We start from the raw sequence: 15,083 nt of genomic DNA, 5'->3' as shown, positions 1-15,083 counted from the left end.
TCGGTCACACCGCGCCCGGACGCGCGACAACCCGAATTGACACATGCTCCAATAAGCGCATGGTGACCCCCGTGACCGCCCCCGCCCTCGACCGGATCACGGCGCTGCTCGCCGACCCGCCCGCCGACCCCGACACCGCGGCCGGGTACCTGGACCTGCTCGGCCCCGCCGCCGACCCCGCGCCGACGATCGCGCAGTCGGTGATGCGGTCGGCGTTCCTGCCGCAGATCTACGAGCGCGTGTGGCGGCCCGTCGGGTTCAACCTCGCCAAGGGCTGGCCCGCCGGACCCGGCACCGCCGCCGAGCAGGCGCTGCTGCGCCGCACGCTCGGGCTCGGCGGCGACCGGCCGGACGCCGCCGTGCTCGACGTCGCGTGCGGGCCCGGCAACGTCACCCGCGCGCTCGCGGCGGGCGTCGGCCCCCGCGGCCTCGTCGTCGGCCTCGACGCCGCGCCCCGGATGCTCGCCCGCGCCGCCGCCGAGGACGTCCCGGCGGACGGGCCCGCCATCGGCTACGTGCGCGGCGACGCCGCCGACCTCCCGTTCGCCGACGCGACGTTCGACGCGGTCTGCTGCTCCGGCGCGCTGTACCTGTTCGACGACCCGTGGGCCGCGCTGGACTCCATGACGCGCGTCCTGCGGCCCGGCGGCCGCATCGTCGTCCTGACCAGCCGCCGCCCCCGGCTCCCGGTGACGGGCCTCGCCGCGAGCACCGTGTCCCGCGCGGCGGGCGTCCGGCTGTTCGGCGACGGCGAGGTGACCGGCGCGCTGGAGGCGCGCGGGTTCACCGGCGTCCGGCGGCACCGGTACCCGTTCGTCCAGGTCGTCGGCGGCCGCCTGCCCTGACCCCGGCCCGCCGGCCCGCTCAGCGCAACTGCTTCTCCAGGTACACGTTGACGAGCCCGCCGATCCGCTCCCGGCGCGTCTCCCGCCAGCCGAACCGGCGGTACAGCGCGAGCGCCGTCGTCTGCTGCGACGTGGTGTCGGCGCGCAGCACCCGGTAGCCCAGCTCGGCGGCGCGGTCCTCCAGGATGCGGACGAGCGCCGTCCCGTGGCCCCGCCCCTGCCGGTCGGGGCGGACGCGCAGCCGGACCATCTCCACCGCGTCCAGCCCGGTCGCGCCCGGCACGCCGCCCGCGACCGCCAGCCCGGCGGCCGCCGCCTCCGCCGGGCCGAGCACCGCCGCGCCGAACGCGCGCGCGTGCCCGCCCGGCACCAGGTCGGCGCGGCGCAGCCCGCCCATCGCGACGATCGCGCCGCCCGCCTCCCCGACGAGGAACTCCCCGTCGTTGCTGAGGTAGATCTCCTCCATCCGGAAGAAGTCGTGGTCGTAGTAGACCCCGTCGCCGGGCCGCAGCCCGACCTGCGCCAGCCCCTCCCGGTGCAGCCGCAGCACGGTCGCGTGGTCGGCGGGGCGGTAGCGGCGGACCCGCAGCTCGCCCGCCTCCCACACGGGCGGTTCCTGCTCCCGGCGCACCGGGAGCGGGCGGCCGGTCTCGCGGGGGGACGTTTCCCCGGACGTCGTCATGTGCGTGGCTCAGACTTCCGTGCTCGGATCGGGGGCCGCCGGGCTCTTCACCCACGGGCCCGCGAGGGTCTCGTAGAAATCGTTCAGCTCGGGCATGTCGCCGCAGCGCGCCCGCACCTCGCCGCCGATCTGCCGGGCGCGGTGCATGAGGATGTCGGACCGGTGCTCGGGCGGCAGGTCGGTGATCGCCTCGGCGGCGGCCGCGAGGGCGGCGTCGCCGTGCCCGGCGTTCAGCCGGCACGCGGCCCGGTCGAGCTTGACGAGCGTCAGGTCGACGCGGTCGGTCGGCGCGTACAGGGTGAGCGCGCGGCTCAGCACCGCGTCGCCCTGCTTGTGGTCGCCGAGGTTGGTGAAGGTGTCGCCCTCGTAGAACGTCATCTGCCGGTCGGTGAAGCCGAACACCAGGTCGCCCGTGTGCTCCTCCCCCAGCCGCTCGAACACCGACCGGCCCCGCGCCAGCGCGCGCCGCGCCCCCGGCCCGGCGTCGCCGCGCCCGCGCAGCGCGAGCATCCCGAGCGCCCGCGCCTCCACCGCCGGGCCCATCGCGGCCGCGACGCTCGGGTCGCGGCCCGCCAGGTCCTGCGCCTTGCGCGCCAGGTGCAGCGCCTCGCGCGGGTCGCCGTAGTACATGGGGACGAGCGACTCGCGCACCGTCACCCACGCGCGGAGCTTGCGGTCGTTGGTCTCGTCGGCGGCGGTCCGCGCCGTCCGGAAGAACGACCGGGCCAGCCGGTGGTCGCCCAGGTTGATCATGATCAGCCCGGACAGCGCCGAGAGCTGCGCCGCGATCCGGCACAGGCGCTCCTGGAGTTCCACCGGCTGCCGCTTGTCGCACATGCGGCGGACCTCGCTGAAGTCCAGCAGCACGTCGCACAGCATCCGCAGCGACGGCGTCGCCTGGTAGATCTGCCCGTACCCGAGGGTGGTCTCCTCCCACTGGTCGAGCATCGTCGGCGAGACCGTGGCGTTGACGAGCGTGTCGTCCATCTTGCGCCGGAGCCCGTCCACGGCTCCGAGGAACTGGCCGTCCACCGCGACGCCCGCCCCGGCCAAGAGCTGCAGCAGTGTCCTACGCAGCACGATGTCCTCCTCCCCCACATCGACCGACATGGGATTCTCCGCGTGATCGAGCCCCGCGCGCCGGTCGGCGGGGAGCCAGCGGCGCGGCTCCGGCCGGCCGATGACGGCCCCGACCAGGGGCGGCGACTCGATCACGCCCCGCTCGGGTTCGCGGTCCCCGGACCCGGGGGCGCCGTGCCCCCGGCCGCAGACGCACGGGTTCTGGTAGCCGAGCCGTTCGGGTTCCACCCGGTAGACGGCGCAGAGGTAGTGCAGGTATTCGGGGCCGGGCCGCTTGTAACCGCTCTCGTACGCCGACAGCAGGGTCTCCCCCAGCTTGGGCTCCGGCTTTCCGTCCACCTCGAAAAGGGCGCGGACCTGCGCGACGATGTCGGACAGGGCGACGCCGTGCGCCAGCCGGTGCGCCTTCACCGCGCTCGTTCCGAACAGCGGGCCGCACTGCTCGTGGATCTCCTGGGCGATCTCCACGGGCGCGTGTCCCCGTGCCAGCCCGTGCGCGCGTATCCGGCGCGCGATGTCCGTTTCCTTACGGGGGGGCTCCGACATGTGCCTCCGGCCTCCCTCGCCGGCGGGCGGGGGGCTCCGGTCCCGGGGGGCGACCGGCGTCTCCTGCCACGGCGACCGGTTGGGTATTGCCACGACAGATAATCTTTCGCGCACAGAGCGTAACTCCCGCACCGGTGCGCGCCAAGCGATTCGTCAGAAAGGCGGCACGGTCCGGAGGACCATCCGCACCCCGGGTAGAGGATTTTCCTCCGTGGGGGTGAAAAAGCACTCCCGCGTCGAACTTTCCCCCTCCTTGGGGGCCGAACGCGCCGCTTGACCCTTCTGGTGAGAGTTGCAATTCTCGCAGTCAGTGACCGCGACGATCCGAAGCGTCCGGGCCCGGTGCCCGGCCGCGCGCCTCGGGGGCGGGATCGGCGCGTCACTCGGCGAGGTCGGCGGACCGGCCGCCCGCGCGGCGGCCGGGTCACCGGGAGCAGCGGCGACGGAGGGGGTGCGCGGGTGGTCATCGACGGACACGTCGAACACCTGGAAGGGCTCGGACGGGAACTCGGGACGCGCGGGCTGGTCGCCCGCGTGGTCGGGGCGCCGGGCGGGCCGGTGTTCCTGCGCGTGATCAACCCCGACGCGGCGAGCCTCGCCGAGGACGTCACCTGCGCCCCGGCGCCGGAGACGAGCGACGCCTACTTCTGGTGGTCGTGGGGCGAGCGGCTGCACCGGGCGGACGACCCGCGCGCCGCCGCGGCCAAGCTCGCGCACGTGCTGCGGCCGCACCACCGCTCGCCCGACCGGTCCGCCGGGCACCGCCCGGACCTCCGGCACGGGCCGCAGTCCGGCCGCGACGCCCGCCCCCACGAACTCCGCCTCCGCGAACCGCGCGGCCACACCGCCCGCGGTCTCGCCGCGGCCGACCCGGCGCTGCGCTGGCAGGCCGGCCACCCCTAGCTCCCCGAGCCATCCCGGATCGCCCCTGGACGGGCGCGTCCCGCGCGACGGCGGGCGGAACGGCGCGGCGAAGCCGCCGCGCGGGACGCGTCCAGCACCCGATCCGACCGACCCCCGCATCCCCCGACCGGCCCGCAGGAGCGCCGGGCGGCCCGCGGCGTCCGACCCGGCGAACCCCCTCGCCGGCCGGACCGGCCGCGCCGCCCCGGCCGATCCGGCGCCGCGACCAGACCCCCGGTCGCGGCGCCGGGCCCCCCGGTCCCGTCCGGCTCCGGGAACGGTCCACAATCCCGGCGCGCGGGCCCGGGCGGTGCCCGTACGGACGGGTCCGCCCCGTCCAATACGATCGGGCGGGTCGTCGCCGCGGGTCCGCGACCCGGCGGTGCGAAGGCCCAGCAACCGGCCGGGAGGTCAGTTCGATCATGTTGTCCAACCTCGGGTCCGCCCTGCTCCCCTGGGAGGACCACGGGTCCGCGGAGTCCGCGTGCCGACCGGGCGAGCCCAGCGTCGCCTGCCGCATCGTGTGGAACGTGTCGCACGACGACGGCTTCACGAAGTTCTTCCGCGCCTGGCTGGACAAGCCGCTCAACACCGTCTTCCTCATCGTCGTCACGTTCGTCGTCGCGCTGCTGCTGCGCCGCTTCGCGCACCGCATGATCGACAAGGTGACGCTGCGGATGGCGGAGAGCACCATCTCCGAGCGCGTCCGGGAGAAGTCCAAGACGCACTTCGCGGGCAGCCCCGCGCTGCTCAGCCAGCGCCGCGCGTCGCGGGCGAAGACGCTCGGCTCGGTGCTGCGCAGCGTCGCGTCGATCCTCATCATGGGGACGGCGGCGTTCAGCATCCTCGGGAACCTCGGGCTGAACCTCGCGCCGATCATCGCCAGCGCGAGCGTCGTCGGCGTCGCGGTCGGCTTCGGCGCGCAGAACATCGTCAAGGACTTCCTCGCCGGGCTGTTCATGCTGCTGGAAGACCAGTACGGCGTCGGGGACGTCATCGACGTCGGCACCGCGAAGGGCACGGTCGAGGCCGTCAGCCTGCGCGTCACGCGGATGCGCGACGTGAACGGCATCGTCTGGTACGTCCCGAACGGCGAGATCAAGCACGTCGGCAACGAGTCGCAGAACTGGGGCCGCGCGGTGCTGGACATCCCCGTCGACATCGCCGAGGACGTCGAGAAGGTCAAGGACCTGCTGCAGAGCACCGCCGACGAGCTGGCCGCCACGCCCACGTGGGACGAGCTGATCCTGGAGAAGCCGTCCGTGTGGGGCGTGCAGTCCCTCGCGGGGGACGCGCTGACGATCCGCGTCGTGCTGAAGACCGCGCCCGGCAAGCAGGCGCCCGTCGCGCGTGAGCTGCGCGAGCGGGTGAAGGTCGCCTTCGACCGGGCGGGCGTCTCGGTCGGCCCGACCGCCTGATCTTTCCCCGCCGCCGCCCCGCGCGGCGGCCCGCCCCTCGCATAGGGTGGGGGCGCTATGGCTGAACAGGTGACCTTCTACGAGGCGGTCGGCGGCGAGGACACGTTCCGGCGCCTGGTCCACCGCTTCTACGAGGGAGTCGCGGACGACCCGGTGCTGCGCCCCATGTACCCGGAGGAGGACCTCGGCCCCGCCGAGGAGCGGCTGCGGCTCTTCCTCATCCAGTACTGGGGCGGGCCGAACACCTACAGTCAGGAGCGCGGCCATCCCCGGCTGCGGATGCGGCACGCGCCGTTCGTGATCGGCGCGGTCGAGCGCGACGCGTGGCTGGCGCGGATGCGCGAGGCGATGGACGACCTCGCGCTCCCCGCGCAGCTCGACGCGATGCTGTGGAAGTACTTCGCGATGGCGGCCGAGAGCATGGTGAACGCGCCGTCCTGACCGGGTAGGTCGCGGGTATGACCCGAACCCCCTGGTGGCGCGATGCCGTCGTGTACGAGGTGTACGTCCGCAGTTTCGCCGACTCCGACGGGGACGGCGACGGCGACCTGCGGGGCGTCCGGTCCCGCCTGGGGTACCTGCGCGACCTCGGCGTGGACGCCCTGTGGCTGACGCCGTTCTACCGCTCCCCGCTGGCCGACGGCGGCTACGACGTCGCGGACTACCGCGCGGTCGATCCGCGCTTCGGCTCGCTGGACGACTTCGACGCGCTCGTCGCCGACGCGCACGCGCACGGCCTGCGGCTGATGGTCGACATCGTCCCGAACCACACCTCCGACCGGCACCCGTGGTTCCGGGAGGCGCTGGCCGCGCCGCCCGGCTCGCCGGAGCGCGAGCGGTACGTGTTCCGCCGGGGCGCGGGCGACGCACCGCCGACCGACTGGCCGTCCGCGTTCGGCGGCCCGGCCTGGACGCGGCTCCCGGACGGCGACTGGTACCTGCACCTGTACGCGCCCGAGCAGCCCGACCTGAACTGGCGCGACCCGCGCGTCCGCGCCGAGTTCGAGGACATCCTGCGGTTCTGGCTGGACCGGGGCGTGGACGGGTTCCGCATCGACGTCGCCGCCGGGCTGTTCAAGGACCCCGAGTTCGCCGACCTCGGCGACCGGGGCCGGCACTCGCCGGGCAGCCCGATCTACAGCCGTCCCGAGGTCCACGGCGTCTACCGCGACTGGCGGCGGCTGCTGGACTCCTACGACGGCGACCGGATGGCGATCGGCGAGGTCTGGAGCGACGACACCGCGAACCTCGCCCGCTACCTGCGCCCGGACGAGCTGCACCAGGTCTTCCAGTTCCACCTGCAGCTCGCGCCGTGGTCGGCGGACCGCTTCCGCGCGGTCGTGGACGAGACGATCGAGGCGGTGGCCCCGACCGGCGCGGCCCCGACGTGGGTCCTGTCCAGCCACGACGTCGTCCGGCACGTCACCCGGTACGGGTTGCCGGGCGGCCCGCCGGGGATCGGCGCGGCACGGGCCCGCGCGGCCCTGCTGTTCCTGCTGGCGCTCCCCGGCTCGGCGTACCTCTACCAGGGCGAGGAACTAGGTCTCCCCGAGGTGATGGACATCCCCGGCGAGGCGCGCCGCGACCCGATCTGGACCCGCAGCGGCGGCACGGCCCTGGGCCGCGACGGCTGCCGCGTACCGCTCCCCTGGTCCGGGACGGCCGCGCCGTTCGGCTTCGGCCCACCGGCCACGAACCCGTGGCTCCCGATGCCCGACGCATGGCGCCACTACACGGCCGAGGCCCAGGAGACCGACCCCGACTCGATGCTCACCTTCTACCGGCGGGCACTGGCGCAGCGCCGCGCGCTCCCACCGGATCTGCCGGGCACGGTGGAATGGCCGGACGCCCCGCAGGGCTCGCTGCTGCTGCGCCGAGGCCCGCTGACCTGCGCGGTGAACTTCGGCGACCGCCCGATCCCGCTACCCCCCGGCCGCCCGCTCCTCACCAGCGCCACGCTCGACGGCACCCTCCTCCCCGGCTCGTCCGCCGCCTGGCTCACCACGACCTGACACACCCGCGCCCGCAGGCGTGCGGCCGGCACGACACGCGGTCACGCGCTGCACGAACACGCGGAACGCACGTCGCGCGGGCTCGCGCGCGGCCCGGACACAGGCACGCGCGCCACACAGGACGCGAGCACGCGGCCCGCGCCTGGCGCGGGTGCGCCCGGCGCGGACCGCGCCCGGTGCGGACCGCGCTCGGTGCGGACCGCGCTCGGTGCGGACCGCGCCCGGTACGGACCGCGCCCGGTACGGGGTGGCGGGCCGCCGTTGGGTTGGGGCGGCAGGCGGTTAAAGGCGCGGGCGGTCCAGGAGCAGGGGGTCGTCGGCTTCGACGGCGCGGGCGGTGACGGTCGGGGCGGGGCCGGCGTTCGCCCAGCGGCGGACGTCCGCGGCGGCGGCCGCGCGGTCGCGCTCGGGAAGGGTCGCGATGAGCCGTCCGCTGTGGTTCATGCCCGGCGCGACGTACACCGCCGAGTCGCGCGAGCCCCGGCCGAGCCGGAACGGCTCGGCGCCCCACGGGTCGTTCTGGCCGTAGAGGAACAGCAGCCGCTCGCCGTGCGAGCGCACCCACGCGTCGATGTCGCGCATGGCGCGTCCGCCGTCGAAGCGCATCGGGATGTCGCGCGGGACGTACGTGCGCGGCAGGTAGTCGTCCTTGTAGCGCAGCAGCCCGCGCAGGTTGGGGAAGCTCGGCGACGGCCAGCCGAGCTGCGTGCCCGCCTGGTAGTAGTACGGCGAGTACTGGGCGAGGCTCTGGTCGGTGTAGGACGACAGGTCGGAGATCGCGTCGAGGCTCGCGTAGAGCGCGTCGTCGGACGCGTCCGGCGCGGGCAGCTTCGCGCAGTCGGCCTGGAGGCTGTACTGCCAGAACGCCCACTCGAAATCCAGCACGGAGTTCTCGAACGCGCGGTCGGGCGTGCGCAGGATCGTGAACGTCCACCCCTTCTGCTTCGCCTCACCGGTGAGGCGGGTGACGAGCGTCGTGCGGCGCTTGAGGAATTCGCGCGACAGCGTCTTCAGCCGGGTGCGGCACGCCGGGTCGGTCCCGACGCTGTCCAGGAACCGGTCGTAGCGGCTGTCCTCGTCGTTGCGGACGTCGTTCGGCGCGACGTACACCACGCTGCCGTCCACGTCGCCCGGGTAGAAGCGCCGGTGGTAGACGGCCGTCATGCCGCCCTTGCTCGCGCCCGTCGAGATCCACCGGGCGCGGTAGATCTTCTTGAGCGCGCCGATGACGCGGTGCTCGTCGGTCGCGGCCTGCCAGATGGTGTCCTTCGACCAGTCCGCCGGTTCCGGGCGGGACGGCGTGAAATACCGGTACTCGACGGAGATCTGGTTGCCGTCCACGAGCGCGGTCGGCTCGGCGGTGAACATCGTCTCGGGCGTCGCGTAACCGCTGGTGTAGAGGACCATCGGCCGGTCCTCGGACTTGTGCTGCAGCATGATCCGCTGCTCGAACCACCGCCCGCGCGGATTGCGGTGGTCGACGGGCTGCCGGTACGTCAGCCAGAACCAGCGGTAGCCGGGCAGCGTCGAGGTCTTCTCCTGGACGGTCATGCCCGGGACCGCGCGGAGCCGGTCGGCCACGTCGACAGCCGCCGACGCGGGCGGACCGGGCTCCGCGCGGACCGCCGTGACGGACGCGCAGGTCAGCCCGGCCGTGAGGAACAGGGCCATCGCACCTTGTGAGAAGCGCCGCATCTCTCCCCTTCCCTGTGGGTTCTCCACAAGTTCGCGACGCGACCTTAAGGGGACGTCAGTGGCGAGAACGGACCCTGTTCCGTCCGTTATCCATCCGTGACCACGGCCGGGCCGTCCCCCACATTACTGATCTTGGTCCGCGGCGCCCGGAAGCCACGGCGGCCCGGCCGCCCCGGCGTGCGGCGGCACCAGCGAGCGGCCGTCGTCCCACGGCGCGAGCCGCTCGTACAGCCGCTCGTCGTGCCAGCGGCCCGCGACGTGGATGTGCCGGCGCGCGATCCCGACCGGCGTGAACCCGTTGCGCTCCAGCACCCGCTGCGACGCGACGTTGTCGATCCGCGTGAACGCCTCCACCCGGTGCAGCCGCAGCTCGGTGAACGCGATGTCCAGCGCCTGCCGCAGTGCCTCGGTCGCCACGCCCCGCCGCACGTGCGCGCGGCCCACCCAGTACCCGGCGAAGCAGCTCTGCAGCGCGCCGCGCAGGATGTTGTTGAGCGTGATGCGGCCCGCGAGGACGCCGTCCACCAGGATCACGCCGGGCCACATCTCCCCGCACGCGTACGCGTCCAGCAGGTCCCGGACGTTGTCGAGCTGCCCCGCGACGGTGAAGTACCGCTCGCCCCGCTCGGGCTCCCACGGCCGCAGATGCTCCCGGTTCGCCCGGCACAGCGCGGCGAGCGCGGGCGCGTCGCACTCCGCGACCGGGCGCAGCCGCACCCGCGCGTCCCGGCCCGCCGGTTCCGGCGGGGTCACGCCTCCGGCGCGAGATATCGGCCGACGAACTCCCGCTCGTACGGGGTGAACCGCCGCAGCCGGTTCGCCGCCACGTCGAACGCGACGATCGTGGACGTCGCGGTCGCGAACACGTTCTCGTCGTCGCGGACCTCGTAGGCGAGCTTGAACGACGCGGCGCGCGCCTGCGTCACCCACGTCTCGACCCGCACCGGGTAGACGGTCGGCAGCAGCGGCAGCCTGTAGTCGATCTCGTGCCGCGAGATCACCATCCCCCGCACCGGCTCCTCGCCCTTGCGGACCGGGTCGCCGTGGAACATCTCCAGCCGCGCGTCCTCCAGGTACCCGAGGAACTTGACGTTGTTGACGTGGCCCTGCGAGTCGATGTCGCCGAACCGGATGTTGAACTCGTACACGTGGCGGTACTCGGCGGGGGGCGGTTCGCTGCGCTGCATGTCCTCACCTGGACTCGGTGACACGTCGTGCTGGTCGGGGCGATGGTACCCGTATCCGACATCCCGCCCTGAACAGACACCGCCCCCGGCCGGGGCGGGCCGGGGGCGGTGCCGTCGCGACGGAACGCGTCAGTCGCGGGTGAGCTTGCGGTGCGTCACGCGGTGCGGGCGCGCGGCGTCCGCGCCCAGCCGCTCCACCTTGTTCTTCTCGTAGTCGGCGAAGTTGCCCTCGAACCAGAACCAGTTCGACCCCTCTTCCCACGCCAGGATGTGCGTGGCGATCCGGTCGAGGAACCACCGGTCGTGCGAGGTGATGACGGCGCAGCCGGGGAACTCCAGCAGCGCGTTCTCCAGGCTCGACAGCGTCTCGGTGTCGAGGTCGTTCGTCGGCTCGTCCAGCAGGAGGACGTTTCCGCCCTGCTTCAGGGTCAGCGCCAGGTTCAGCCGGTTGCGCTCGCCGCCCGACAGCACCCCGGCGGGCTTCTGCTGGTCCGGGCCCTTGAACCCGAACGCCGCGACGTACGCGCGGGACGGCATCTCGACCTGGCCGACGTTGATGTGGTCGAGCCCGTCCGACACGACCTCCCACACCGTTTTGTTCGGCTCGATGCCGCCGCGGCCCTGGTCGACGTAGGAGACCTGCACCGTCTCGCCCAGCCGCAGGACGCCCGAGTCGGGCTGCTCCTCGCCGACGATCATCCGGAACAGCGTCGTCTTGCCGACGCCGTTCGGGCCGATGATGCCGACGATGCCGTTCGGCGGCAGGTTGAACGACAGGTCCTCCATCAGGAGCCGGTCGCCGAAGCCCTTCGTCAGCCCCTCCGCGACGATCACCGTGTTGCCCAGGCGCGGGCCCGGCGGGATCTGGATCTCCTCGAAGTCGAGCTTGCGGGTCTTGGCCGCCTCGGCCGCCATCTCCTCGTAGCGCTGCAGACGCGCCTTGCTCTTGGTCTGCCGGGCCTTGGGGTTGGAGCGGACCCACTCCAGCTCGTCCTCCAGGCGCTTCTTGCGCTTGGCGTCCTTGTTGCCCTCGACCTTCAGCCGCTCGGCCTTCTTCTCCAGGTAGGTGGAGTAGTTGCCCTCGTAGGGGTGGCAGCGGCCGCGGTCCAGCTCCAGAATCCACGTCGCGACGTTGTCCAGGAAGTACCGGTCGTGCGTGACGGCCAGGACGGTGCCCTCGTACTTGGCGAGGAACTGCTCCAGCCAGTTGACGCTCTCGGCGTCGAGGTGGTTGGTGGGCTCGTCCAGCAGCAGCAGGTCGGGCGCCTCCAGCAGCAGCTTGCACAGCGCGACGCGGCGGCGCTCGCCGCCGGACAGCTTGGTGACGTCCGCGTCCGGCGCCGGGCAGCGCAGCGCGTCCATCGCCTGTTCGAGCTGGCTGTCGAGGTCCCAGGCGTTGCGGTGGTCGAGCTGCTCCTGCAGCTTGCCCATCTCCGTCATCAGCTCGTCGGAGTAGTCCGTCGCCATCTGCTCGGCGATCTCGTTGAAGCGGTCCAGCATCGCCTTGGTCTCGGCGACGCCCTCCTCGACGTTGCCGAGGACCGTCTTCTCCTCGTTCAGCGGCGGCTCCTGCTGCAGGATGCCGACGCTGTAGCCTGGCATGAGCCGCGCGTCGCCGTTGGACGGCTGCTCCAGACCGGCCATCATCCGCAGCAGCGTCGACTTACCGGTGCCGTTCGGCCCCAGGACGCCGATCTTCGCGCCGGGGAGGAAGTGCAGGGTGACGTCGTCCAGGACGACCTTGTCGCCATGCGCCTTGCGCACGCGCTGCATCGTGTAGATGTACTCGGCCATGTTTCAAGACTAGAGCCTTCGCGGCACCGGTCGACGCGCCCTGCGGGGCGGGCGGGTCGGTCGCGGCGGGCGTCAGGCGTCGGGGGTGCGGGGGGCGTCGAGGGCGGGGAGGCAGACGCGGTCGCGGCCGGACGCCTTCGCCCGGTACAGCGCCAGGTCGGCGGCGGCCAGCATCTCGATCATGTCCGAGCCGTGCATCTGGAACAGCGCGACGCCGATGGAGATCGTCACGCTGACCGTGCCCTCGTCGGCGGGCACCGCGAGGCGGCGGACGCGGCCGCGCAGGCGCTCGGCGACCCGGCACGCCTCGACGGTGTCCGCGCCGGGCAGCAGCACGACGAACTCCTCGCCGCCGAACCGCCCCACCAGGTCGTAGTCGCGGAGCTGGTGGCACAGCGTGCTCGCCACGCCGATCAGGACCTGGTCGCCGATGAGGTGGCCGTGGGTGTCGTTGACCCGTTTGAAGTAGTCGATGTCGATCAGCAGCAGGGCCAGCGGCTCGTGGCCGCGCTGCGCGCGGGACAGCTCGGTGTCGGCCTCGCGCTGCCAGGCGACCGCGTTGAGCAGGCCGGTCTTGGCGTCCGTCCGCGCGGCGGCCTGCAACTGCTGGTGCATCAGGCTGCGCTGGAGCAGGACGGCGGGCGGCAGCGCGAGCAGCAGCAAGCCGAGGGAGACGGCCGCCAGGAGCGCGACCGTCACGCCGACGCACAGCTCGACCAGGTCCAGCAGCAGGCTCTCCCGGGTCCACAGCACGTCGCGCCAGCCGCTCTCGGGGTTGGCGGTGTGCGCGGCGACCGCGACGACGAACGTGCTGATCACCGTGAACAGCACCGCGCAGCCGATCGCCACCGGGACGCCCGGCGTGACGTCCACGACCCAGCCCGGCCCGGCGAGCGGCCGGGGGACGACCAGGTGGAACAGCACCGACGCGACCGCCGCCGCGATGCCGTGCGCGGCCATGACGAGGAGCCGCCGGTGCAGCAGCGTCCGGCGGACGCGGAACTGCAGCAGCAGTTGCAGCGGGACGGGGACGAGCAGCGCGTACGCGGGCGGCAGCAGCAGCGCGGCGGGCAGCCACCAGGCCGACAGCAGGTCGCGCGCGACGCCCGCGGGCATGCCCAGTCGGCGGGACGCCTCGATGCAGACGACCCCGCACGCCAAGATCGCGCCAAACGTGGCTAGATCGTTCAACCGCAGCGGGGCCTGCACGAGGGCCGCGAGCGTGAGGGAGACGTGGACGGCGACCACGGCGCACACGTAGACGGCCGTCAGGGACGGACGGCCGGAAACCCCTCGCCAACTGGGCTTTCGGGTGAGGTCCCCGCCACGGTCCTCCGCGGACGACTGCACTGCCGTCATCCTTCCCCCCTATGCATCACGTTGTGTAACACGATAGTTGCAACGTGTGCGTAGCGCGCCGGAAACCGGTAGCTTCGATAACGCACAAGTCGGTGGCCACAGGGCCATCCACCACACGGCCAGCGAATCCGTCGGCCTCAGCACATTCGGAGGGGGAGAGATCATGCGTGGCGTTTCCTGGATCTAAGGCGGCCCGCGACCCCCACCGCGCGGGGGCGGCGCACGGACGGCGCCCCCGCGATGGGGGACGGAGCCGGATCATGACCGCGACACCCGCTCGCCGCCCGCCCGCACGACGACGGCCCGGCCGTGGGTATCGCGGTCCGCGATCCGCCCGGAACCCGCCCCGCGCCCCCGAACCCGGCTCCCGACCCGGCCCTGCGCCTCGCGAGGCCGTCGGATCGCGCGCGCGGACGTGTGCGGGTGCTCGTTCTCGCCGAACGGACCGTTCCCTGACGAGCCGTGCCGTGTGCCGACCGGGCGGCGGCAGACCGGCCACGCCGTGCCGCGTTCGTCCCGCACGCCGGACCTCCCCTCGCCCGCCGAACCCGACGCGTGATTACCGACAGTACCGAGAACTTTACGTTGGCGAAAGACCCTGCGGCGACTTTTTGCAATCACTAGACCACCGTCTGTGACGCTCATGGGCATCCCTGTACCGTCCCCGGAACATGCCGTGCCACGCGTCCCGAGATCCGTGACCGTCCGCGACCCCGCCCGCCGCCTCGCGCCGGACCCACCCGACGCACGCTTCGATTCTGCGCGCGGTCGGCGGGCCGACGCGGTGTTTCCGGCGGCGCGCCGCGCCTAATCCCGCTACCCCCGAAGCCAGCCCTCCCCTACCTCCGCGCGGCCCGAAGACCACGCGCCGCCCATGCGCGTCGCGCGCCCCGCGGGACCGGGCGCGGCGGTCGGCCGCCGCGCCCGGGACCGGTGTTCTCGCTGGTGAAGCCGGAGATCAGGCGGCTTCGGCGCGGCGGCGTTCCGGGGTGGGCGGGGCGGCGGACGCCGCGGCGGACTGGGGTGTGGAAGAGGTCTCGGCGGGCTGGTCGGGCGGGGCCGTCAGCGGACCCGCGGCCGCCCAGTGGTCCGTCGCCTCGGTCGCCTCGCGGCGCTCGTCCTCGCTCAGGCCCGCCGACCGCGTCACCGGCCGGAAGTCGGCCGTCCCCCGGTTCAGGTCCGGCCCGACCGTGAGCGCGTCGATCTCGGCGGCGAACCGCCCCACCCCGTCCTTCTCGTACTGGCGGATGCGCAGCCGCCCGGTGACGACCACCGGGTACCCGCGCCGGAACTCCGACGCGTGGACGTTGTCGGCCAGCGCCTTCCAGCACTGCACGGTCAGGAACATCGTGTCGGAGTCCTGCCACTGGCCGGTCTGCCGGTCGAAGCGGCGCGGCGTGCAGCCGACCCGCAGCGACACGAACGGCGTGCCGTTCGCGGTGACGGAGTAGAAGGGCTCGGCGGCGACCCAGCCGGTGACGGTGATCTGCGCCTCGTTCAACATGGCCTCCCTGGGAAGCCGCGAGCCCGGGCGGCTCGCGGCACGGGGACCACGCTGCGGC

At 73.4% G+C, this 15,083-nt stretch carries 12 protein-coding genes and 1 pseudogene; 5 read left to right on the top strand and 8 right to left on the bottom strand.

Annotated features, from left to right (window positions below; genetic code table 11):
* Positions 1-59 precede the first annotated feature (59 nt).
* Complete coding sequence (locus tag G339_RS0106500) at positions 60-845, top strand: class I SAM-dependent methyltransferase (protein ID WP_019630268.1); 786 nt, start codon at positions 60-62, stop codon at positions 843-845.
* A gap of 19 nt (positions 846-864) precedes the next feature.
* On the opposite strand, the gene G339_RS0106495 is transcribed toward G339_RS0106500, so the two are convergent.
* Together G339_RS0106495 and G339_RS0106490 are read right to left on the bottom strand one after the other, a co-directional pair.
* Positions 865-1,527: a GNAT family N-acetyltransferase gene (locus G339_RS0106495; RefSeq protein WP_019630267.1), complete on the bottom strand. Its 663-nt coding sequence runs from the start codon at positions 1,525-1,527 to the stop codon at positions 865-867.
* 9 nt (positions 1,528-1,536) lie between these two features.
* Positions 1,537-3,075 (bottom strand): NsdA family TPR-like regulatory protein, encoded by a 1,539-nt coding sequence (locus G339_RS0106490; protein ID WP_019630266.1) that lies wholly within the window; start codon positions 3,073-3,075, stop codon positions 1,537-1,539.
* Positions 3,076-3,612: 537 nt separating this feature from the next.
* Here G339_RS0106490 and G339_RS40270 point away from each other — a divergent pair.
* The 4 genes and pseudogenes from G339_RS40270 (at position 3,613) to G339_RS0106470 (ending at position 7,486) form a co-directional block, all read left to right on the top strand.
* Complete coding sequence (locus tag G339_RS40270; protein WP_019630265.1) at positions 3,613-4,056, top strand: hypothetical protein; 444 nt, start codon at positions 3,613-3,615, stop codon at positions 4,054-4,056.
* Positions 4,057-4,478: 422 nt separating this feature from the next.
* On the top strand, positions 4,479-5,474 hold the full coding sequence (locus G339_RS38600) for a mechanosensitive ion channel family protein (protein ID WP_019630264.1): 996 nt from the start codon (positions 4,479-4,481) through the stop codon (positions 5,472-5,474).
* Positions 5,475-5,543: 69 nt separating this feature from the next.
* A pseudogene (locus G339_RS38595) lies at positions 5,544-5,909 on the top strand (globin); the annotation flags it as partial.
* Positions 5,910-5,932: 23 nt separating this feature from the next.
* Complete coding sequence (locus tag G339_RS0106470; RefSeq protein WP_019630262.1) at positions 5,933-7,486, top strand: glycoside hydrolase family 13 protein; 1,554 nt, start codon at positions 5,933-5,935, stop codon at positions 7,484-7,486.
* Between the two features lie 282 nt (positions 7,487-7,768).
* Here the strand turns inward: G339_RS0106470 and G339_RS32805 are convergent, their stop codons facing one another.
* The 6 genes from G339_RS32805 to G339_RS32795 form a co-directional block, all read right to left on the bottom strand.
* On the bottom strand, positions 7,769-9,157 hold the full coding sequence (locus G339_RS32805) for a S28 family serine protease (protein WP_019630261.1): 1,389 nt from the start codon (positions 9,155-9,157) through the stop codon (positions 7,769-7,771).
* Positions 9,158-9,304: 147 nt separating this feature from the next.
* Positions 9,305-9,934 (bottom strand): GNAT family N-acetyltransferase, encoded by a 630-nt coding sequence (locus G339_RS32800; RefSeq protein ID WP_019630260.1) that lies wholly within the window; start codon positions 9,932-9,934, stop codon positions 9,305-9,307.
* Entirely contained in the window at positions 9,931-10,368 is a 438-nt protein-coding gene (locus tag G339_RS0106455; RefSeq protein WP_019630259.1) for an acyl-CoA thioesterase, read from the bottom strand. The genes G339_RS32800 and G339_RS0106455 overlap by 4 nt, the downstream gene beginning before the upstream one ends.
* Positions 10,369-10,497: 129 nt before the next feature.
* A complete protein-coding gene (gene ettA, locus G339_RS0106450; protein WP_019630258.1) occupies positions 10,498-12,162 on the bottom strand; it encodes an energy-dependent translational throttle protein EttA in 1,665 nt (554 codons plus the stop codon).
* A gap of 72 nt (positions 12,163-12,234) precedes the next feature.
* Positions 12,235-13,521 (bottom strand): sensor domain-containing diguanylate cyclase, encoded by a 1,287-nt coding sequence (locus tag G339_RS0106445; RefSeq protein WP_026341199.1) that lies wholly within the window; start codon positions 13,519-13,521, stop codon positions 12,235-12,237.
* A gap of 958 nt (positions 13,522-14,479) precedes the next feature.
* Positions 14,480-15,025 (bottom strand): single-stranded DNA-binding protein, encoded by a 546-nt coding sequence (locus tag G339_RS32795; protein ID WP_019630255.1) that lies wholly within the window; start codon positions 15,023-15,025, stop codon positions 14,480-14,482.
* Positions 15,026-15,083: the final 58 nt, after the last annotated feature.

Origin of the sequence: Actinomadura atramentaria DSM 43919 (assembly GCF_000381885.1) — a bacterium.
GTDB lineage: Bacteria > Actinomycetota > Actinomycetes > Streptosporangiales > Streptosporangiaceae > Spirillospora > Spirillospora atramentaria.
This window is presented reverse-complemented; position numbering and strand designations above follow the sequence as displayed.